The sequence below is a fragment of the Calothrix sp. NIES-2098 genome (assembly GCF_963875125.1).
In the GTDB taxonomy this organism is placed as follows: Bacteria; Cyanobacteriota; Cyanobacteriia; order Cyanobacteriales; family Nostocaceae; genus Aulosira.
The window spans coordinates 7,216,142-7,235,565 of the sequence record NZ_CAWNKJ010000001.1 but is presented as its reverse complement, the minus strand read 5'-3'; the positions used below and the strand labels follow the sequence as shown (position 1 = coordinate 7,235,565).

General features: G+C 39.8%; 17 protein-coding genes. 6 read left to right on the top strand and 11 right to left on the bottom strand.

Annotated features, from left to right (window positions below; translation table 11 throughout):
* Positions 1 to 336 precede the first annotated feature (336 nt).
* Positions 337 to 1,278, top strand: coding sequence for a glycosyltransferase (locus tag AACU33_RS30420; RefSeq protein ID WP_096593992.1), 942 nt, complete (start codon positions 337 to 339; stop codon positions 1,276 to 1,278).
* Here AACU33_RS30420 and AACU33_RS30415 read toward each other — a convergent pair.
* Positions 1,267 to 2,076, bottom strand: a complete 810-nt coding sequence (locus tag AACU33_RS30415; protein WP_096593990.1) for an HAD family hydrolase — start codon at positions 2,074 to 2,076, stop codon at positions 1,267 to 1,269. The two genes, AACU33_RS30420 and AACU33_RS30415, sit on opposite strands and share 12 nt — an antisense overlap.
* Positions 2,077 to 2,181: 105 nt before the next feature.
* On the opposite strand from AACU33_RS30415, the gene AACU33_RS30410 reads away from it, so the two are divergent.
* A complete protein-coding gene (locus AACU33_RS30410; RefSeq protein ID WP_096593988.1) occupies positions 2,182 to 2,979 on the top strand; it encodes a hypothetical protein in 798 nt (265 codons plus the stop codon).
* A gap of 47 nt (positions 2,980 to 3,026) precedes the next feature.
* Here the strand turns inward: AACU33_RS30410 and AACU33_RS30405 are convergent, their stop codons facing one another.
* The 4 genes from AACU33_RS30405 to AACU33_RS30390 all read right to left on the bottom strand — a co-directional run bounded on the left by AACU33_RS30405 (position 3,027) and on the right by AACU33_RS30390 (position 8,511).
* Entirely contained in the window at positions 3,027 to 3,740 is a 714-nt protein-coding gene (locus AACU33_RS30405; RefSeq protein WP_096593986.1) for an ATP-binding cassette domain-containing protein, read from the bottom strand.
* 167 nt (positions 3,741 to 3,907) lie between these two features.
* On the bottom strand, positions 3,908 to 5,104 hold the full coding sequence (gene devC / locus AACU33_RS30400; RefSeq protein ID WP_096593984.1) for an ABC transporter permease DevC: 1,197 nt from the start codon (positions 5,102 to 5,104) through the stop codon (positions 3,908 to 3,910).
* A 263-nt stretch (positions 5,105 to 5,367) separates the two neighbouring features.
* On the bottom strand, positions 5,368 to 6,786 hold the full coding sequence (locus AACU33_RS30395; RefSeq protein WP_096593982.1) for an HlyD family efflux transporter periplasmic adaptor subunit: 1,419 nt from the start codon (positions 6,784 to 6,786) through the stop codon (positions 5,368 to 5,370).
* Between the two features lie 1,149 nt (positions 6,787 to 7,935).
* Complete coding sequence (locus AACU33_RS30390) at positions 7,936 to 8,511, bottom strand: YIP1 family protein (RefSeq protein WP_096593980.1); 576 nt, start codon at positions 8,509 to 8,511, stop codon at positions 7,936 to 7,938.
* Between the two features lie 125 nt (positions 8,512 to 8,636).
* Here AACU33_RS30390 and AACU33_RS30385 point away from each other — a divergent pair, with 125 nt between their 5' ends.
* Positions 8,637 to 9,656 carry a hypothetical protein gene (locus AACU33_RS30385; protein ID WP_096593978.1) on the top strand — a complete coding sequence of 340 codons (1,020 nt, stop codon included), beginning with the start codon at positions 8,637 to 8,639 and terminating at the stop codon, positions 9,654 to 9,656.
* 209 nt (positions 9,657 to 9,865) lie between these two features.
* A complete protein-coding gene (locus AACU33_RS30380; protein WP_096593976.1) occupies positions 9,866 to 10,120 on the top strand; it encodes a hypothetical protein in 255 nt (84 codons plus the stop codon).
* Positions 10,121 to 10,141: 21 nt separating this feature from the next.
* On the opposite strand, the gene AACU33_RS30375 is transcribed toward AACU33_RS30380, so the two are convergent.
* The gene (locus AACU33_RS30375) at positions 10,142 to 10,735 is read right to left on the bottom strand and encodes a Maf family protein (protein WP_096593974.1); all 594 of its coding nucleotides are present in this window, start codon (positions 10,733 to 10,735) and stop codon (positions 10,142 to 10,144) included.
* A 73-nt stretch (positions 10,736 to 10,808) separates the two neighbouring features.
* Positions 10,809 to 11,354 (bottom strand): photosystem II reaction center PsbP, encoded by a 546-nt coding sequence (psbP, locus tag AACU33_RS30370; RefSeq protein WP_096593972.1) that lies wholly within the window; start codon positions 11,352 to 11,354, stop codon positions 10,809 to 10,811.
* Positions 11,355 to 11,458: 104 nt separating this feature from the next.
* On the opposite strand from psbP, the gene AACU33_RS30365 reads away from it, so the two are divergent.
* Together AACU33_RS30365 and AACU33_RS30360 are read left to right on the top strand one after the other, a co-directional pair.
* Positions 11,459 to 12,082 (top strand): hypothetical protein, encoded by a 624-nt coding sequence (locus tag AACU33_RS30365; RefSeq protein WP_096593970.1) that lies wholly within the window; start codon positions 11,459 to 11,461, stop codon positions 12,080 to 12,082.
* Positions 12,083 to 12,254: 172 nt separating this feature from the next.
* Positions 12,255 to 13,253, top strand: coding sequence for a DUF2278 family protein (locus AACU33_RS30360; RefSeq protein WP_096593968.1), 999 nt, complete (start codon positions 12,255 to 12,257; stop codon positions 13,251 to 13,253).
* Positions 13,254 to 13,412: 159 nt separating this feature from the next.
* Here the strand turns inward: AACU33_RS30360 and AACU33_RS30355 are convergent, their stop codons facing one another.
* The 4 genes from AACU33_RS30355 to AACU33_RS30340 all read right to left on the bottom strand — a co-directional run bounded on the left by AACU33_RS30355 (position 13,413) and on the right by AACU33_RS30340 (position 19,197).
* Complete coding sequence (locus AACU33_RS30355; RefSeq protein ID WP_339376379.1) at positions 13,413 to 14,798, bottom strand: PP2C family protein-serine/threonine phosphatase; 1,386 nt, start codon at positions 14,796 to 14,798, stop codon at positions 13,413 to 13,415.
* A gap of 1,058 nt (positions 14,799 to 15,856) precedes the next feature.
* Positions 15,857 to 17,533 carry a signal recognition particle-docking protein FtsY gene (ftsY, locus tag AACU33_RS30350; RefSeq protein WP_096593964.1) on the bottom strand — a complete coding sequence of 559 codons (1,677 nt, stop codon included), beginning with the start codon at positions 17,531 to 17,533 and terminating at the stop codon, positions 15,857 to 15,859.
* Positions 17,534 to 17,703: 170 nt separating this feature from the next.
* Positions 17,704 to 18,336, bottom strand: a complete 633-nt coding sequence (gene nusB / locus AACU33_RS30345; protein ID WP_096593962.1) for a transcription antitermination factor NusB — start codon at positions 18,334 to 18,336, stop codon at positions 17,704 to 17,706.
* A 96-nt stretch (positions 18,337 to 18,432) separates the two neighbouring features.
* A complete protein-coding gene (locus tag AACU33_RS30340) occupies positions 18,433 to 19,197 on the bottom strand; it encodes a DUF502 domain-containing protein (RefSeq protein ID WP_096593960.1) in 765 nt (254 codons plus the stop codon).
* Positions 19,198 to 19,424 lie beyond the last annotated feature (227 nt).

The following is a 19,424-nucleotide window of genomic DNA, read 5'->3' as shown; positions in this document are numbered from 1 at the left end:
TGAATATTCACTTAAGTATTATTGTCCAAGCCCTACAGTATTTTAGCGATCGCTAAGATTTCACCTAAATTGTAAGTGTGAAATGTAATATTTACATGAACCTCACTAAAATATCTAGTCACTACATTACTTTTCCAATAAAATGGAACATATTTAAGTGAGGTAAACACGGTTTGACGTACATTGTCACTAGCATATACTTCATTTATCTGAAAAATATGTTATTTGCGATCGCTGTAAAAAATTGAGACTAATTCTAATTTTTTAGAACACATTGATTTTCCAGAATTCAAGCACAATTTTATAAAAAAATAAACAATCTAAAGTCAAGATAATATGTCAATAGTATCTGTAATTATTCCTGTCTACAATGGTGAGAAAACCATCAAAAAGACTATTGAATCTGTTTTAAATCAAAGTCTTAGCGATTTAGAAATTATAGTAATTAATGATGGTTCAACAGATTCTACAGAAGAGATTGTTAAAAGTATTTCTGACTCTAGATTAAAAATATTTTCCTATCCAAACGCTGGTTTATCTGCTAGCCGTAATCGAGGTTTATCACTCGCAGCTTGTGATTTTGTCTCTTTTATTGATGCCGACGATCTTTGGACATCTGATAAATTAGAAAGCCAGATGCAGGCATTATTAGCTCATGAAAATGCTGCTTTAGCTTATAGTTGGACTGATTTTATTGATGCTGATGATAACTTTGTGAGAACTGGAGCGCGAGCTAAAGTCACAGGAGATGCTTACACTAAGCTGCTACTATCTAACTTTTTAGAAAATGGCTCTAATCCTTTGATTCGCAAAGAAGCTTTTACGAAAGTTGGGAATTTTGACGAGTCACTTAGAGCCGCAGAAGATTGGGATATGTGGTTACGCTTGGCAGACAGCTATGAGTTTGTAGTAGTTCCACAAGTACAAATACTATATCGAATATCTGCAAGCTCAATGTCTAGCAACTTTAAAAAACAAGAAGTTGAATCTTTAAAAGTAATTGAACGTGCGTTTGCTCATCCAAAAGCAGCCTCTTTACAGCACTGGAAAAAGTATACCCTAGCGCGATTCTATCAATACCTAACTTTTAAAGCTCTAGAAACACCCCCAGCTAAAAATAAAAGCTGGATTGCAGCGCAATTTTTCTGGAATTTTGTGAAATACGATCCATCTATTTTGCGGGAAAGACGGTTAATAATAGTAGCAGTTTTGAAAATAATTCTTACTGAATTGCACTATCAAGTTCGTAGTTTCAGCGATCTTCAATTAAGCAGGTAGAACAAGACAGTTTGATAACTCACAAAAACCCTCAGCTTCTCTAGCAGAAGTAACATAAGCTGGTTGATGCTGTAGCTGATTGGCATATTCCAAAACATTTGCTACACCTACAGATATGGGAAAATAACGGCGATTAAATAAACTTTCATCATTGGGGCTATCGCCTACTGTCACCACCTGTTCTAATGAGTATTGCGGCCAATATTGCTGCAATACCTGCAATAACCCAATAGCTTTATCTTGAGCTTGGGGTTTAATGTGGCATTGCACATTACTATAAGTAAATCCCCATCCCAGATCTTGACAGAGACGGCTGAGAGTTTGTAATTCAGTGGGAGTTAATGAAGCTACATCAAAAGTCCAGTCGGTAATCCGAAAATGATTATCAGCAGATTCCTGGATTTGCGGAAATTTACTTTGTAATTCTTTAAAAGTTGCGGCTAAATGTTGACGATGGTTAGCTAAGTTGGGAATGGGTGTTAAGGCTATTGGGCGATCGCTTCCAGCCATATAGAATAGACCTCCGTTTTCTGCCACAGCACCCGCTACAGGCATTAAACTATTTAATCCACTTACCCAGCCAGCAGAACGTCCTGTAACAATGATTACTTTAATTTCTGCTGCTGCTAAATTTTCTAAAGCTTGCAGCAATTTAGTTGTAAATTTTCCGTTTCTGGTTAAAGTGCCATCCATATCTGTAGCAACCAGTCGAATATTGTTCCAGCAATTTGAGTCGGCTTGAGATAGAGGTAGGAGGTTTGTAAATCCTTCACCCGAATGGCTAAGGTGTCTGTACATATACGATTTCGCGAAAGCTGTAAAAAACAGTAATAATACCGCAAAATAGCCAGCAAAATTTGGGCATCCTAAAAATCAGGAATGAAGTTATTCTGTTTGCCAAGTATGTCAAATTCGATATTTATTGCTGAATTGCCCAAGACTAAAAAGGCATCTCAAGAAGTACAAGCAAGTACACCAGAAACACCTCCTGTATTAGTTTTAGGGGCTGGAGGACTGGCTTTAGCGCTGATTGCTGTAATCGTTTATGGCAGGGTTTTGATGACTCAGCTGGAGAAAAAACTCAAGTTTGAACAATTCCGGGCGCGGGAACTAGAGAAAAAGTTTAAGTTAGCGCTGGAAACAATTCGCAAAATGGAAACCAATCCCGATTTGGTTAACTCACGGGACTTTAACTTGGATTATCTGCGGATGCGGATGTCAGAGGAAGTATTTCATTTTGCGATCGTTAACCAAATGAAAGTTAAGGTTAAAGACAAAATTTCTCAAGCTTTGCGTCCAAGTCAATCCCAACAGGGACAAGTAGGGATTGCTAGCAATACTGGACGGCAGGTGGATGAAATTTTTGATGTCGAGTATGAAACTGGTACTCCGCCAAACATTGCCAAGCGAGTACTATTTCGCATTCAAATTCGCTTGATGAAGTTACCTACACAAGCGACTTCTGCCACTATTAGCCAAATTATTGACTGTATCGAAACTTACCTAAGTCCCACAGAAGATGAAGATACTTGGCAACCAACAATTCAAGGGCGTGTGGCTCATATGCATTGGGATCAAAAAGCCAAGCCTACTCCGCTTTTGGTACTGGAACAATCAAATGAAGGTGTAAATGTGACATTCCGTACTAGTCGCCAACCTAATTCCCCAAAAAATTTACAGCAATCTTTATTTAAAAAATAAGGCTTTGCTAAATAATTATTAGGGTTTTAGGGTGCTTTCTATCATTTTTATAAGTTATGGTTTTTCACCATACCTTGGGAATCACGGGTCAAAAGACCATCTTCCATTTCTACAATGCGATCGGCTATATCTAAAATCCGGTTGTCATGAGTTACTAACAAGATAGAAGTTCCTTGCTCTTTGGCAAGAGTTTGCATTATTTCTACCACATCGCGTCCAGATTGTTTGTCTAAAGCTGCTGTAGGTTCATCTGCAAGTACTAGCGGGGGATGATTCACCAAAGCCCTCGCGATCGCAATTCTTTGTTTTTGTCCTCCAGAAAGATTGTCTGGATAGTAGTTAATTCTTTGTTCTAAGCCAACTGCTCCAAGCATGGCTTCTGATTTGGCGATCGCTTCACTTTGGGCAATCTCATCATTCAACTCTACCGCCATTTGCACATTTTGTCTGGCGGTTAAAAAACCTAACAAATTATGAGCTTGAAAAATATAGCCAATTTTACGCCGGACTTGCACTAATTGGTTTTGGCTAGCACCAAATAATTCTCTACCTAAAAATTTTAAACTACCTTCTTGTACAGAGCGTAAACCACCAATTAAGCTCAGTAATGTTGTTTTACCTGAACCCGATGGGCCAGTCATAATGACAATTTCACCGGGATAAATTTCTAGGTTAATGTCAAATAAAATCTGTCTTTTGAGTACGCCTCTGCCATAGTAGTGATTGAGATGTTTAATAGCAATTACAGGTTCTTGTCTCATCATAAAGTTAATAGCTAGAGGTTAACAGTTCTAAATTAGAACTGAAGTTAGCAACAATAAGTTATTAATTATTAATTATAGGTGGAAACTTTTCAGCAGTAATGAGCATTTATAATTATTTTATTATTAGTAGTTTTAAATAATTAAAATTTCATTACTTAATTCATCTAGAATATGTCTGCTGGGTCTGCCGAACGTAATTTTCGCACAGCAATTGTGCCCGAAACCATACACATTAATATAGTTAATAATAGCACTAATACTGCTCTTTCAAAGCTCATAAACACTGGTAGCAATGTTGCATCCCTAGCAGTTTTATACATAAATAATGCAAAGGTGAATCCAGGCAAATAGCCAATTAATGCTAATATTAAAGCTTCTTGGAGTATGACATTTAATAAATATTTTTGTGTATAACCGATTGCTTTTAAGGTTGCATATTCTGCCAAATGATCGGCAACTTCTGTATAAAGGATTTGATAAACAATTACGGTTCCTACAATAAACCCCATAATTGTCCCTAAAGTAAAAATAAATCCAATAGCAGTACTATTAGCCCAGTAATTGCGCTCAAAATCAATGAATTCCTGCTTAGTTAAAACATTAATATCGTTAGGTAGATAACTTCTTAAATCTTGGGTTACAGATGTAACATTTGCTCCTGGCTTTAATCTAATTACCCCAATATCAATTAAACCGCGTTGACGGTTGTTGAAGATACGCAAAAAGTTAAGATCGCTAGTAATGAGATTACCATCAGCCCCAAATGATGCACCTAAAGTAAATAACCCTCCTACTTTTATTCGCCGCCTGCGTACTTCTGCTGTTACAGTTTTACCCTGCTCAAAATTAGCAGCGATTGGCCCGTATTCTACCCTGGAAGAACGGTCATATAATACTACATCAGGTAGCTTTAATTGTGCTAAATTTTCCTGAACTCCAGGTAAGTTCAATAAGTTAACTTCAGGATTAAATCCAAATATTAGAATGCTGCGAGGGCGACCTGTTTCAGGATTTCTCCAGCTTGTATAGTCCAGGTATATACCATGTACCGATTGCACTGTTGGTAAATCCAATGCTTTATATAAACGCCGTTGAGAAAAACTTTTCATCGACAGAATAGCATTAGATTGACTATTGATTAAAATAATGTCACCCTGCAAACTATTATGGAAGCGAACGTTACTATAATACAAAGCATCTCGAAAACCTAATTGCATAAACATCAGAATATCGGCAAAGCCAATTCCTGCCAGAGCCACGGCTAAACGAGTTCTTTCTCTTGTGAGTTGTAGCCATGATAAGGGTATTTTTTTGTTGACTTTATGAATTTGAAAAATACTAGTAATTAGTTCGTTAAGCATTACCAATACCAATTTTAGCCTTGAGGTTTTGGATTATAGAGTACAAGTTTTTATCGCAAGAATATGCCAGCAATCTAAACCAAGACCACCACATTAAAATTAGTATTAAAACCCGATATTAAAAGCTGTTTAGCTAAGTTTGTGTATGCATAGTAAGTTATTACTTTACTTAAACAAAGCTAGTACATCACAGCGTACATAAACCACTGATTGAAAATATATATTCCTGGTGAAAAGGTAATTACGAATTATTGTTAGCGGTATTAATTATTAATTTCAACAATCACCTTTGCGTAAGTTAAACCAGCAACTTTGGCGCTATCTTCTGGAGTCAGGGCAATTTTCACTTGTACAACTCTGGCATCTACATCTGCAGCTGGATCTGTATTCAATACATCTTTTTTCCCAATTTTTCTGCCAATCTCTGTGACTGTTCCCCTTAATTCGCTCATAAAAGCTCCATTGTCACTAGTAACGGTAGCATTTTGACCGAGACGCACTCTACCAATACTGTCTTCAGCTACTTCAGCAATGACGATCATTTGATCGGTTTGCCCAATCTCCGCGATTCCCATTTGATTAATAGCTTCTCCCGACTTGGTGTGAATGGTTAAAATCTCGCCATTAATAGGTGCTTTAACATAGCTCAATTTGAGTTCTGCTTCTGCTTTTCTCACCATTGCGATCGCATTACTGACTTGCGCTTGTGCCATTTGCACATCAGTGGGGCGAACTTCCATCAGGCGGTTGAGTTTGGCTTTTTCTTCATCAATTTGTCTTTGCAAAGTTGCTACAGTTTTATCGCGGTTAACTTTGGCTTCAATTAGCTGCTGTTGTAATGTTGATAAAGTTTTGACTTGATTAGCTCTAGCTTCAGCAATTTGCTGTTTAATAGTTGCAATAGTCTGCTTGAGAGTAGCTTGGCTTTCCACAACCTGCTGATTGCTGGTGATTGCGCTTAAGCGTCTTCGATCTCGTTCTTGCTGAGAAATTGCACCTTCTTTATACAACATCTCATAACGTTGAGCATCAACTTGGGCATTCCGCTGTTCAGCTTGGATTCGTGTCAGCGTGGCTCTTAAAGTATCTTTTTGCCCGCCCAGTTCGGCTTCTAGGCGATTAACCATTGCTTGTTGGGCGATTTTTTCGCCACTTAACTGAGCTGCGATTCGAGCGATTGTTGCTTGCTGTGCGTCTTTTTCTCCGCGTAACTGTGCTTCTAAGCGAGCAATTACAGATGTTTGGGCTTGAATATCTCTTGGTGAGCCAGCTCTGACTTGTGCTAAATTGGCGCGAGATTCTTGCAATTTCGCTTTTGCTTCTTCCAGTGCGGCTACTTGGGTATCATGGTTATCCAAAATCGCCACTACTTGACCTTGCTTAATCTTATCACCCTCTTTAATTAACAGTTGTTGCACTCGCGACGCTGCTTGCATCCCCGCCATTGGTGCAGATAACTTAATTACTTCTCCGCGTGGTTCCAAATGCCCTACAGCAGTGATACTGTTGGTCATTGGCCTAATCGGTACAGACGAAGCTATTTTTTTCAACTGTTCGACTTTAGCTGTACCTAATACACCAGCAGCAATTACTATTGGTAGGGCTACAGCAATGCTCCACCAAACTTTAGGTTGCTCAAGTGTCTGCTCCCTTAACTGTGGCTTCTCAGTCACCCTTGACATGATATGTTGCCCGTTTATCTGAATTGTGCTAATTGACAGAAAAAAGCGACTTATACGCAGTTGAATTAGCGATCTATTTCATGAACTTTGATAGCTGTTAGATCTTCGACTGCTTCAAGAATTCAAGGATTCGATCGACCATAACCCTAATAACCAATGAAATAGATCAGTATGGCTATGCGGAATTCAAAATGATATAGGGTAAGCTTTTAATTGAATTTGATGGTAAGTTTATTTCCGCCTTACTGTACTAAGGTTTATCAGTTTAATTTTGATAGTTTTGTAGTAAGCACTTCAGCGCTTCAAAAATCATAATTAAAGTACCAACTACAGCGATCGCAAAATTGCATTATGCAATAATTTCTAGCTTTTGTAAGTGCTTACTAATGAGATAGATGCTGTGATTAATTGAAGTGATACTCTAAAGTTTAGCAAAAGCAAAATTCTCTGCTTCCATCAGATTGAAGCCAATTCTGCGAAATATTTAGAATTTGCTCTTGATAGTTTTTTGATAGTGATGATGTTGGTAACAGAACAAATTCTACAGCTTGATTGTCTGAGAATGTATTTAGTTAAAAAAGTAACTCTGAATATGAAAATCAGCTGTTTGGCTTGGTTAACTCAATTTAGTTACGCAAGCGAGTTTACCTTCAGTTAGCCATCAAGCCATTAAACAATATCTATCACATAGAGCATTCCTAACATCTCTTTTTCCTTAAGTTTATGGTTAACTCATAAGTAGAGTTTGTTGCTTCTAGGTACAAAGCATATCAGCAGTCTTTAGATATCTACTCTCAAGACTTAATTTCTCTGCTGCTTTGAAATCGCTCCATCAAACTTTGGTTAAATGAATTCTACATTTATCAGTTGCTGGAAAACGTAACAGAACCTACAGATGGATATATGAGAAGAAACAGAGACTTATGAAATGTTCAACAAACTGCGATCGCATAATTTTCATCTCTATCCAATAGGCAACGGTTTTTGTCGTTTTGCTGCTGTTGGGTACAATGGTTGCGTTGTCTAACTATAAGCAAAACTAGAGGCGATCGCTTGCTAACAATTAACTGTTAAAATGCTTCTAATCGCGCGATCAAAAGCTATAGTGTGATACTGAGTAATCCATACATCAATACATACTTACGCCTTTTAGCTTGTCCATCTGATTAATTGTTGCTGTAAAACTTGTACAAAACCGATCGCAATTTGAATTAAAGGCCAGCCTACTAAACAGATAAATGCTGCTCGTCGAGTCGTAATATCTAACCCTTGGCGCACTGCGACGATTACCGCCAATAAACTCCACACCGCCAAAATCAACTCAATTGGTCGTCCGAGTAAGGGAATAAGAGTTAAAAAATTCAATACTTGCGGTGCATAGGCGAAGCCTATAGGAATCAATAAGTCACCGTAAGTAGGATCGATGGGTTTGAGCCATTGCCCAATTTTCCAAATTGTGAATGTCCAAAAATAGTATCCTGCAATTACGGCGATCGCATCAATCACAAGACCAGCTAAAAATACAAAAACTGTAGCTCGATTGATGATTAAAATTACGCCGCTACCTATGGCATGAGAAACAGCAGCCAAAATTACAATACTTAGAGCTAACCTCCGGTTTCGCTGTGTATTACGAGCATTTTCATAGAAGTCGCCATTCAAAGCTAGAGCATACCGAAGTGTACTACACAAACCTGACCTTGATTTGTTATTATTACTGCTCATTTTTTCTAACTAATGAAGGATGACAAAGTACAAAAATCATAATTTTATAAAATTAAGCCAAAAAAAATTAAATTCTTAAGCTCAAAATTACCTTATTTGCTAACTATATAAAAAAATAATCTCAAATGCGTAAGATTGGCGAAAAAATACTGCTATCGTTGCAAAGTGGAACATTAAAACTGTTAGTTTTAGCAGGAATAATACTTCTTGTATGGGGAACTGTTGCTCCTGTTGGAACTTTGGTATGGTGGTTAAAACAAAGCGCTGAAAGCTTAGGGATTAAGAAAAATTCAACAAAAAACTTACCTGGAGATAACAGTTCGCTGAAAGTTGGCAAATCAGAAAATATCGATTGCTATATAGTCTTTTTACCAGGAGTAGGAGATTTTTCAGCAGATCAATTAACTCCTGGCGAACAATTTTTTCTTGATAAATTAGAGCAAATTCATCGTAATTGTGTCACAGTGCGGGATGTTTTTCCTTATTCCGCTGCTAACGAAAGTTTAGGAGGACAACGGTTATTAGCACCTCTTTGGAGTGCAGCCGAAAAAGCAGATGGTTGGCTCTCTAATACTGATGTTTTAATTAAAATACGTAATCTCTGGCGGTTTGCAATTTCTGCCGATGACCGTTATGGAGATATTTATAACTTGGGAATTGCAAATGCGATCGTTAATCGCATGAATGCGGTCTATCCTATCTCCAAAATCCCAAAACAAGACCTGAAACTGATTTTAGTTGGAACTAGTGGCGGAGTCCAAGTCTCTCTAGGTGCTGCTTCTTACCTCGATCGGTGGCTAAATGCTCAATTAATTGTGGTCTCCATCGGTGGTGATTTTGATGGCGAAGTAGGCTTTGATGCGGTCGATCGCGTGTACCAACTCGTAGGTCGCCGAGATTGGATTGAAGATATTAGCCAGATTGTATTTGCTTCACGCTGGCCAATTACAGTCGGTTCACCTTTCAATCAAGCTCGTCATCAGGGACGTTATACCGTTGTCCAGACAGGCCCTCATGCTCATAGCGGCTCTCAAGGCTATTTTGGGACAACAAAAATCGGACAAAGCCAAACAACTTATGTAGAATTAACACTTAAAAAAGTAAATCAACTGCCAATTTGGCAGGATCGAAATCAACAACAATAGCTTTGACGGTACAAGCAGATTCCTTAAACTACGAAAACCTAGGCATTATTGAAATCTAAGACTTTTTCTCCTCTGTGCGTTTCTACTCAACAGACACTTTCCGCCATTGGAGAAACTCCAACGTAAAGTTATAAAAAGGTTGCTTTTCAACAGTATTGTTTATTTTGTATCCTTAGTTACAGAAATAATTTGATATTAGCCCATTAGCTATGAAACTAGATTCTGAAAGACCAGATTTTGCAGTGCAATTCAGAAGACGGAAGCTAAATGTCACCAGCCAGTCTTACGCCCAAGAGTCACCACAGGAGTTTGCCACTGCAAGTTGGGTGAAGCTGTTGCAACTTCCCAATCCTTTTAGTTATGAGGAAGCACTGTTATTGTGTCAGGTTTCTCAAGACGAGTGGCTAGCCTGGATTCCCGATCATGGTGAGGCAATACTGCATACTAAGCAGTTTTGTTACTAGTTACTTTTGATTGACTTTTGGCTAAGACCAGAAATCAACAACGTTGTATCCAAGTTCTGCCAGCATATGGCGCAGCAAAGGTAAACTCAGACCGATAACGTTGCTGTGACAACCTGAAATTTTTTCTACGAATAAACTACCAAAACCTTCCAAGGCAAAAGCACCAGCACATTTGAGAGGTTCACCTGTAGCTACGTAAGCTTGAATGTCGCGATCGCTCATTTGGGCAAAGTAAACTCTAGTCACCTGACACTTGGTTACAGTGAGGTTTTGCGTCAGGTCAATCAAAGTATGACCAGTGTATAGGTCGCCAAAGTTACCTTGCATCACCTGCCAACGGGCGATCGCTTCGGTAGCATCAGCAGGTTTACCATGAATCTCACCATTAACAGCCAAAACCGAATCACAACCCATAATCAACGCTGATTCAAACTGCGAAACTACAGTTTCCGCCTTATGCAGCGATAGAGTTTGCACCAAGCGATCGGGATCGTTTAATTGGACTTGCGATTCGTCAAAATCGCTAGGGCAAACTATTGGTTCAATGCCAACACTTTGCAGCAAGCGGCGTCGCGCTGGTGAAGCAGAAGCAAGTACAAACTGTGGAATAAGCATATCAAAGTCAAAAAAGAGGGGGAAAGAGAAATGAAAAATTACCTCTTAATCTTCACCCATTCCCCACGATCAATTAATAAACTAAGAATGAACTGATAACCTCTTCCATCGCAGGTTTAACTTTCTGCCAACGTCTTTCTGGAATTGAGGCATTAAAAGTAAAAAGTTTGCCGCGGCTAACAGCAACGCTAGCAATATTATGCCGCTGTTGCTGATTGGGTAGTTTAACTGCATATTCTAAAATGTAGTATGTCTTACCATCAGATTCGCGTTCAAAAGCATTAACTAATTCAGCTGAACGACCAGAGTCTGGAGGAGCGAGAGCAGCCTTACCTAACTTATACCCTACTTCTGTCGGTGTCCCCAGTTGTGTCAAAGTTTTACCTTCTGGAACCGGACTAATTACTACTGAGACGTTTTCACTAATTTCGATCAGATCGTGAAACACTATATCAGGGCCGTTGGCAACTTTAACTTGCACCCAGCCGTTAGGATATGAGAACTCATAGCCATTAGAAGTGTTTACGTAGTTTTTGAGTCCAGCCGCCGCTGCGACATCGGGGTTACTTAGGCTAAAACTCAACACCAATAGCAACATGAATGCAATTCGTTTCCACATTTTGATAAATTCCTTTGGACTGGAAGCAAAATAAGGCAGGCACAATTTTTCATTGTCCCATCAACCGGGACGCTGTTAAATAACTAAAGGTAATCAACGAATTTATGTTGATCGGTAACGAATTGCGCTGGTTTTTTCCTGGCAAGCTCCCCGATAATATTCAAGTTTGGTTTCAGCAAAATTGTCTGATTGATCCGTTAAAATCACCAGAAGAAAGGGAAGATGTTTACCTCTACTCACCAGAATGCGATTATCTGGGAATCAAACTGCGACAGGCAAGGCTAGAAGTTAAATGGCGTCAAGCAGAACTTGGTGTCATGCATTTTGGGGAATTAATTACAGGTAAAGCAGAAAAATGGGGTAAATGGTTGTGTGAAGATTCCCAAGGCGAAAGTTTTCAGCCTGCAATGGTTTTAGACAATCCTTTGTGGGTAAGCGTACAGAAAGTTCGTTACTCGCAGCTTTTTCATGTCTTAGCTGATTTTTCAGTACAAGCCGTTACAACTAACGAACAGATCGATAACGGTTGTAGTGTAGAAATCACTAATTTGACAGTTCACGAAAATGCTTGGTGGAGTCTGGCTTTTGAAGCCTTTGGCGAAGATAGCCGTCGGTTGGAAAATTTGCAAGCTACAGCTAGCTGGGTATTCCATACTTACCAAAATTCCCAATTAGCGATCGCAGATTCTTACGCTTATCCCCATTGGCTAGGTCTGATTGATCGCTGATTGCTGAAATATAATTACCCATAAGGGTACTACTGTATCTCACTATACTCAGTCACAATTGAGCATGATGCCTGCTTAAACAATATAATTTAACTTTTACTTAAATTATCTCTAGACAAAGTAAGTAGAATATTAGACCAGCTTTGTCTCAACGAAATTTAGGAGAATACAGATGCCATTGAAAAATTACGGGGTTCTCAAATGCCAAGCTGTAGATCGCAAGTTGGGTGAAGGCCCGACTCCTCATTACCAAGTTCTGGTAACTGACGACAAAAAGAATAAGTATCGCATTGCCATCAATGTCAAATCACAAGAAAGTCCTTCAGAATTACTGTACTTGATTGACGAAAACTTCTCTCATCCCATTACTAAAGAACTGCAAGAATTAGATTTTGGCTTTAATGAATTGCCGAGTAAACCCGGAGGCGTGGCTTTAGACTACATTCGCGGGAATTTATTCGATCCAAAGCAGATGAAGCCATTGCCTTACAACGTTCCCGGCCCAGACAACGACCTCAACGAGTTGCTGGAATTATACATTGCACGGGCGATCGCTTCTCCCGAAGCAATACTCTACCCTTTTGGCGAAAGATGGGGCCCAGAATCAGATGTGAAGGACAAGTATTTTGGTTTTCTTCCTGGTAACGGTATTCATGACATCCACTTTAACCAGGGTAGTATCGGCCAATTTCAAAAAGATAATGGTGTTTGGCAAGATGGCGGACTGCTAATTCACTATCCGGCGCGAAATCAGTGGGTAGGTATCTTTTTAGCGTTCCAGTCCCAATCCTTCCATACGGATGACACTACTGGCAATAGAATAGATGAAATTCCACCAAGTGCAGCAACAGCAGCAGTCCGGATTATTGCGGCTTTGGTAAATCCCGCTGGCGACGATGTTGGTAAAGAAACGGTGACTTTAATCAATACCTCACCAGATAAAGTAGATTTAAGTGGTTGGGCACTTGCCGATCGCCTCAAGCGCAAACAGCGTCTTACTGGTACTATTAATCCAGGCGAATTTATCAAAGTACCTTTAGGTAAAGACGGCATTCAACTAGATAATAATGGCGGCATTATTACTCTACTCGATAACAAAGGAATCAAAGTTGATGGTGTTTCCTATACAAAGGAAGATTCCCGCAAGCAAGGTTGGACAATAGTATTTTGATATTTGTCATTTGTCCTTCGTTATTTGTAATTCGTAATTAGCTTTTCCTAGGGATTTCAGACATTTTAGATGAGTGGTTGATTTACAACTTTCTGCATTAGTGGTCTATGTCATAAGTTTTAGACCAATGACAAATGACCACTGACAAATGACAAATAACTATTCAATTTGTAAAACCACAAGTGTCATATCATCGGTGTTTTGTTTATCATCACCGATGAATTGCTGTACTTGGTCAAATAAGTAATCTACAATCTCTTCTGGCCCATCACAATATCTACAAGCAGCGCTGAAGCTAGCAACAAAGTTTTCTTCATCGAAGCGATCGCCTCCTGCTGCTGCGGCATCAGTTAAGCCATCTGTATAATAAATAACTGTATCCCCAGGTTCTAGTTGTGCCTGGGCATCTTCATATTGACTATTCGCATCTAAACCAATCAACATTCCCAGAGTATCTAACCGAGTTACAGTTTTTGTGGCTGCGTGCCACCACAAAGGTGGGTTATGGGCAGCATTGCTGTAAGATAAAATTCTGGTTTGGGGGTTATATTCTGAATAAAATAACGTCACAAAGCGGTGAGAATTTTCTAAATCCGCATACATGACTCGATTTAAGTTTTGCAGAATTTTTGACGGGGAATTACCATGCAATACTTCTCCTCGCAACATCCCCCGCATCATTGTCATAATCAACCCGGCGGGGACACCTTTACCCATGACATCCCCAATTACTAAACCCAAAGGCCCTGTTTCTAAACCAGTTTTGGGATTTAGCTGAATCTGATTTTGATTGGTGGGAATAAAGTCGTAGTAATCTCCACCGACACGATTAGCAGGTTTACAACGTGCAGCCAAGGCAGCACCCGGAATAATTGGGCATTGGCGTGGTAAGAGTCGGCGCTGAATTTCTGCACCAATTTCTAATTCTTGATCTAGACGTTCTTTTTTCTTAAGTTCTACTGCTAATTCATCGTTTTCAATCGCAACTGCGGTTTGATCTGCCACTAACCGGACTAACTTTTGTCGAGTTTCTGTCCAGCTATATTCTGGATCTCGACTTAAAACATATAGCCATCCCCGTTCTGTATGTTTTACCAAAATAGCCGTGCCAAAAATTTGCACATCTGGCCCCAAATAACGATGCATTTGATCGTCTAAAATTCCCGTGGCGGTTGCTAGCGGGGCAGTATTTGGTACAAGTGTGATTTGGCTAGTAGCAGTTTCTAGAGCTTTACGAATATTCCGACGCTGACCGCTATCTTGCCAGTGTAGTTGTTCTAATCTAACTTGACCGTTTGGTTTATAGAGAAATAGGGCGCTGCCGTCCCCATCTGTGACTCTAGTTGCCATCAGCGGAATCAGCTCCAAAAATTGATTCAAATTATTGAAACTTCTGAGGGCAAATCCTAAAGAACTTAACAAATCCTGAATTTTGTTTTGTTCCCGGTGCAGCCTTGACACGAGTTCTTTTAGCGCTACGACTGGAGTGACATCAGTTGCAGCACCATTATTACTGTCAGTGGGTTGAGAGGGCAGTTGAGACACAATCACAGATACTATTGCATTTTAAAAGAGGCAAACTTGAAATTACTGAATAAATCCTTTAGATTTGGCATTGCTAAACCATATTGGGACAAGATTTGTCATTTTAGCAAGAGTAGAAAGACGTAAGCTGTAAATTATATAAGTATTGCATTGGATTATGATATTTATTACTAAAGTTAGCAATTTTAAGTACTCTCTTCTTCCTTAGAAACTACTGGGTCGAAATCAGCCATTGCTTGCAGATACTAGCAAAATCGTGATTCTTTCATCACTTAATTACTTAGTTATATGTCTGACGACAGAAAAATGCTTTTAACGGAAAATAATATATTACGTTGCCAGGTTGATTATTGGGGGTGAGGGGTCAGAGCTACTAGGGGTTTGAGGGTCTACTGGCAGGTTAATAGTCAAGGAAATGCTATTCAGCCTTAAGGCTAGAAAAAATGTCAAGAAAAGACAGCAGATTTGACAAAAGAAACATTTATCCAAGAGCGATCGCACATCATAAGAGTAAACACCTACCTCAGATTTTGACACTCAGAGATCGTAGAGAATTTTGTAGTTTAATCAACATATTTTACACCTTTAAACTTTATGCAGAGAATATTCATGGATTTCATAAACAGTAGAGACCGATCGTACACTTAAGAGTTTCTACAGATGACTGGCTACTAATGCATACCGTTCCTGGAAGTTGCTTTGTCTGGAAGTCAGTCGCGCTTTAACTAACTAAGTAATAATTACTAACAAACCCTATAGGTAATCAGTTGCTTGGAACTACCTAACCCGAAAAACAACACCATAGCAGAGTCTACAGATTTTTCCGTGCCGCAAATATACTGTAATCCTGAATTTAGGAACTCCTGATTAGAGAGTCAAAATACAGGATTAGAGTAGAATTCTAGCAAAGGTAGTCCACATTTTATAAAAAACTAATGATTTGAGGACTTATGCTTTTTTCAGTACTGTATTAGTAGTGAATTTAAGTGATGACACTAAAGCAGCAAGTCCCCAATTTATTAGTTTCCAAAGAAAAATCTTAACTGCAAAATTTTAAATCAGCCACTCAAGAGAGCTTCGACAAATTCGTAACTAGAAAAGGGACGTAGATCCTCAATTCCTTCACCAGCACCGATAAAGCGAATTGGTAAACCAAGCTGTTGCACCACAGCCAGCGCTACACCTCCTTTAGCAGTACCATCCAGCTTAGTTAATACCACACCACTGAGTTGGGCAGCTTGGGAGAATACTTCAGCTTGGCGCAATCCATTTTGACCTAAAGTAGAGTCTAGAACCAAGAGAGATTCGATTTTGGCATTAGGCGCTTTCTTGTCAATAATCCGACGAATTTTCGTGAGTTCGTCCATTAAGTTTTTCTTGTTTTGCAGTCGTCCTGCGGTATCAACCAGAAGTAATTCCGTATATCTAGCTTGAGCAGCTGCGATCGCATCAAACACCACGGCGGCTGGATCTGTATTTTTACCAGGATTGGAAATGACTTCTACACCACTACGATTACCCCAAACCTTTACCTGTTCTACAGCGGCGGCACGGAAGGTATCTGCTGCACCAATCAAGCAGTTATAACCTGATTTTTGTGCGAGGTGAGCGATTTTACCAATCGTAGTAGTTTTACCTGCGCCATTAACACCAGTAATCAACCAAATATTTAGGGTGTCTTTCTCCGGAGCAAAACTCGGTTTGTAATTTTTTTGTACTGGACTATCCAGCATATCCCGCAGAATTTGTTTGAGGTAAGCGATCGCTTCTTCTGGAGGAGTAACTTCCTCTCGTAATTTTTTCTGTAGGGAACTGATAATTAAATCTGTAGCTTCCACACCCACATCGGCTTGCAGGAGCAAAGCTTCAATTTCCGCTACAGCAGCTTGGTTGAGTGGCCCCTGACCAACAATTGACTTGAGTTGGTTCAGTATACTCCGCCGAGTTTTATCTAACCCTTGGCGTAACTTTTTCAGCCAGGTAATTTCTTCAATAGAAATATCCTCTGCACGCCGACCTTGGGCTGCTAAGATTTCTGCTGACCAGACAAACCCTTCATCAAAAGCCAATCCAGTATTTTCTTCTGTTGTCTGGGGCGTGACAGTGGTTGAGGTAGTAGCCGCTGGCTGTACTATCTCAGGTTCTGGTACTTCAATGGCGCTAGCTATGAGTCTTTCCTGCTTTGCTTGTCGTTCCGCCGCCGCCCTTTCCAAGAACGATAAGTTTGCTGCTATTGTTGGCTGTTCTGCTTCTGGGATACTAACAGATTCGCTGGCTGCTGTTTCTATGACATTCTCTGGTGTTTCAGTAATATCGGAAGCAGAAGTAGCTGTACTTTCTTCTATCGCATGTACTTCCTCAGCCAATGTTTCGCCAACAGTTGCATCTACGTTTAAGCTTGGTGTAGTTTCTGCAACTTCAGCAGGTTCTTCTGTAATAGCTTCGCTAACAGATGCATCTAATTCTGGTGATGCTGCTGATGATGCAGTTTCAATTTCAACTTCTGCTGCTGGCTCTTGCTCAACTGCTTGAGATTGCTGTTTTTGCTGGATATTTTTATAAGCAGCTTTAGCAAAAGCTAACAAATCTGCCGTTGTCTCTGGTGTAGTTTCTGCTGTTGACGTTTCGGCTGTTTCTGGTTGGGGTTCTGGGGTAGGAGGAGTTTCTTCCTGCTGTTGTTGGGCAGGAATTTCAGAGGATTCGTTATGTTGACGGCGGAACCAATTAAAAACCATTGCAGCTAGTGATATTAGTTGTTACGTAAGTATGAGTTATAAGTTATGAGTTTAATTTAACTCCTGACTTGTTTTTGGTGTGAAAACCGCCAGGATGTCCTCACTTCTAATTTCTCATTCTTAACTCACAACTTAGCACTCATAGCAGTCGCTTTCGTTTCAAGAAAAGGCTATGCAGTAGTCTTTTTTCGTTCTGTGACTCGGCGCAGAACGCCATTAATAAAGCGATGACCTTCATCTCCACTGTAGCGTTTGGCTAGTTCTACAGCTTCGTTGATGGCTACACTATCAGGCAAGTCTAAAAACAACATTTCTGCCACAGCTATGCGGAGAATATCCCGATCTATTTGGGCAAGGCGTGCAACTTGCCAATCTACCAAGGCAGCAGTAATTTGTTCGTCGATCGCATTTCGTTCTTCGCTGACTGTCTTGACAATTTGAATCGCATATCTGCTGACTGTCTTGTCCTGATTTGCCAGTTGAATCAACTCCGGAAACTCTACTGCTGCACCGAGTTGATTGATAGCTGTTTGAGTAGCTGCGATCGCCTCTTGTAGCATGGTTCTAGCGGTATTCAGATCAGAAGCACGAGTTTGACTGCTTAAGATGCGATCGTGGCTGCGTTGCAGTTCGCCAGCAGCATTATCCAACGTATCTTGGACTTCGGATCTCAAGGTGCGTACTGCTGCTAGTACTAATTTGGGTAGATGTTCTTCTGTCAATTTCTTGGGGTTAACAGGCAACTGGCTGAGGCTTAACAGCGCTAGTTCGCGAGCAAGTTGCTGGGGTTTACGGTCTTGCATAAAAGTAAAGTAGGAATGAATTAAAGACTGAATAACAGTAGAAAGATATAGAGTTAGAAGTCAGTAGATTTTCGCACGGTCAGACAACCATATTATCTATTTGCTGGTAACTTTGTCTGAGAGATGAGAATTTTCTACTAAGGGAACGATCTCTGACTTTGTTTCAAGGGTTGATAGGGTTGTATTCGGGGCGACAATACCACCAGAGACTACTATTTTAAAAGCATCTTCTATGGACATTGACAGGTTCACCACCTCATCTTCAGGAACGATGGCATACCATCCGGTTGTGGGATTTGGCGTTGTGGGGATAAAAACGCTCAACATCGGACGAGACATTTGAGCTTGAATATCACTGCTGATGATGCCTGTGACAAAAGCGATCGCCCATACTCCTCGCCTGGGATACTCTAGCAAAATTACACGCCGAAATTTACCAGGAGAATCTTTGAGGAGTGTTTCTAAAAGCTGTTTCAGGGTTTTGTATACCTGCCCGGCTAAAGGAATTGCCTGTAATACCTGTTCGCCAAAATCTAATAACCACCGCCCTACAATATTTCTAGCCATCAACCCAATCAACAAAATACTTAGCAGTGGTACAGCTAATCCTACTGCTAAATTCAGTATATTTACTAGTATAGGATGCAGTCCCTCAAAGGGATTCAATTGTTTGGGAACTTGGGTAAGAAAATTGATTACCCAAATAGCAATGGTAATAGTTAGCCAGATCGTAGTTGCTAGTGGAATTATCACCAACAAGCCGGCAATCAGGTCATTTTTTAAGTCCTGTTTTAGTCGATTAATTACCAAGTCCCTATTCTCCTTGTTTAGGCTAGTGGAACTTTTGTTATCAGTATTCATACCAACATCTTCGTTAACCCAAAGAGACCCTACTTAAAGCGCAAGTTACCATCAGCGTCACTAGCAGTTTAACCACAGTTACGAAAATACCCATTCCTTGCCGAAAATACGGAGCTTTTCTGCATTACAGGTAATATCACTTGTTGATAAACTTGCGCTTAATTACCCTGATGACCTAAGCAACCTTGTAAAAAGCTGCTCCGTATCTAGGTTGTATATTGGAAGCT

What these genes read in the sequence shown, in the direction of transcription:
- AACU33_RS30375 (WP_096593974.1), bottom strand. Translation starts at nt 10,735, where the DNA reads ATGCTTATTCCACAGTTTGTACTTGCTTCTGCTTCACCAGCGCGACGC.
- AACU33_RS30415 (WP_096593990.1), bottom strand. Translation starts at nt 2,076, where the DNA reads ATGTACAGACACCTTAGCCATTCGGGTGAAGGATTTACAAACCTCCTA.
- AACU33_RS30340 (WP_096593960.1), bottom strand. Translation starts at nt 19,197, where the DNA reads ATGAATACTGATAACAAAAGTTCCACTAGCCTAAACAAGGAGAATAGG.
- devC (WP_096593984.1), bottom strand. Translation starts at nt 5,104, where the DNA reads ATGCTTAACGAACTAATTACTAGTATTTTTCAAATTCATAAAGTCAAC.
- AACU33_RS30395 (WP_096593982.1), bottom strand. Translation starts at nt 6,786, where the DNA reads ATGTCAAGGGTGACTGAGAAGCCACAGTTAAGGGAGCAGACACTTGAG.
- AACU33_RS30365 (WP_096593970.1), top strand. Translation starts at nt 11,459, where the DNA reads ATGTTGATCGGTAACGAATTGCGCTGGTTTTTTCCTGGCAAGCTCCCC.
- psbP (WP_096593972.1), bottom strand. Translation starts at nt 11,354, where the DNA reads ATGTGGAAACGAATTGCATTCATGTTGCTATTGGTGTTGAGTTTTAGC.
- AACU33_RS30420 (WP_096593992.1), top strand. Translation starts at nt 337, where the DNA reads ATGTCAATAGTATCTGTAATTATTCCTGTCTACAATGGTGAGAAAACC.
- AACU33_RS30380 (WP_096593976.1), top strand. Translation starts at nt 9,866, where the DNA reads ATGAAACTAGATTCTGAAAGACCAGATTTTGCAGTGCAATTCAGAAGA.
- ftsY (WP_096593964.1), bottom strand. Translation starts at nt 17,533, where the DNA reads ATGGTTTTTAATTGGTTCCGCCGTCAACATAACGAATCCTCTGAAATT.
- nusB (WP_096593962.1), bottom strand. Translation starts at nt 18,336, where the DNA reads ATGCAAGACCGTAAACCCCAGCAACTTGCTCGCGAACTAGCGCTGTTA.
- AACU33_RS30385 (WP_096593978.1), top strand. Translation starts at nt 8,637, where the DNA reads ATGCGTAAGATTGGCGAAAAAATACTGCTATCGTTGCAAAGTGGAACA.
- AACU33_RS30410 (WP_096593988.1), top strand. Translation starts at nt 2,182, where the DNA reads ATGTCAAATTCGATATTTATTGCTGAATTGCCCAAGACTAAAAAGGCA.
- AACU33_RS30405 (WP_096593986.1), bottom strand. Translation starts at nt 3,740, where the DNA reads ATGAGACAAGAACCTGTAATTGCTATTAAACATCTCAATCACTACTAT.
- AACU33_RS30390 (WP_096593980.1), bottom strand. Translation starts at nt 8,511, where the DNA reads ATGAGCAGTAATAATAACAAATCAAGGTCAGGTTTGTGTAGTACACTT.
- AACU33_RS30360 (WP_096593968.1), top strand. Translation starts at nt 12,255, where the DNA reads ATGCCATTGAAAAATTACGGGGTTCTCAAATGCCAAGCTGTAGATCGC.